The organism is uncultured Helicobacter sp. (assembly GCF_910577135.1).
GTDB classification, from domain to species: domain Bacteria; phylum Campylobacterota; class Campylobacteria; order Campylobacterales; family Helicobacteraceae; genus Helicobacter_C; species Helicobacter_C mastomyrinus.
The window spans coordinates 1-1,038 of record NZ_CAJTLL010000040.1; the positions used below are offsets into that span (position 1 = coordinate 1).

The 1,038-nt window shown below is 49.4% G+C and carries 1 rRNA gene; it reads left to right on the forward strand.

Features of this window, described 5'->3' with window-relative positions:
- A 23S ribosomal RNA gene (locus QZ289_RS10395) occupies positions 1-1,038 on the forward strand; the annotation flags it as partial.

The following is a 1,038-nucleotide window of genomic DNA, read 5'->3' on the forward strand; positions in this document are numbered from 1 at the left end:
TGATCAGGTTGAAAGTTGGGTAACACCAACTGGAGGACCGCACCCACTTCTGTTGAAAAAGAAGGGGATGAATTGTGGCTAGGGGTGAAAGGCCAATCAAACTCGGAAATAGCTGGTTCTCCGCGAAAACTATTTAGGTAGTGCGGTGAGCGGACACGTTGAGGGGTAGAGCACTGAAAGAACTAGGGGGGAGCGATCCTTACCAAATTCTATCAAACTCCGAATACTCAACAGTGATACTCACCAGACAGACATTAGGTGCTAAGGTCTAGTGTCGAGAGGGAAAGAGCCCAGACCGTCGAATAAGGTCCCCAAATTATGGCTAAGTGGTAAAGGAAGTGAAATGTCCAAAACAGTCAGGAGGTTGGCTTAGAAGCAGCCATCCTTTAAAGAAAGCGTAATAGCTCACTGATCTAACAGACGTTTTGCGCCGAAGATGTAACGGGGCTAAAGCCATATACCGAATTTACGGATTTGCACGCAAGTGCAAGTGGTAGCGGAGCGTTCTGTAGGCCGTTGAAGGTGTCTTGTAAAGGATGCTGGAGGTATCAGAAGTGAGAATGCTGACATGAGTAGCGAAAAGAAGAGTGAGAGACTCTTCCGCTGAAAGTCCAAGGTTTCCTGCGTAAAGCTAATCTGCGCAGGGTTAGTCGGCCCCTAAGGCGAGGCAGAGATGCGTAGCTGATGGATAACAGGTTGAGATTCCTGTACCACAATATAACAGAACTGTGGGGACACACGTGGAAAGTATGAGCCGGGAATGAAAAGACCGGTGCAAGCGAGGTAGGAGGCGTACAGGCAAATCCGTACGCTGATCTGAAGACGTGATGCGGACCGAACAAGAGTAGGGAAGCATATGAGCCATGTGTCAAGAAAAGCCGCTATCGTTTATATTGTGCCCGTACCGCAAACCGACACAGGTAGATGAGGAGAGAATCCTAAGGCCGACGGGAGAAGCATTGTTAAGGAACTCGGCAAAATGACTCCGTAACTTCGGGAGAAGGAGTGCCGGTGAGAGCCGGCCGCAGAGAATTGGCC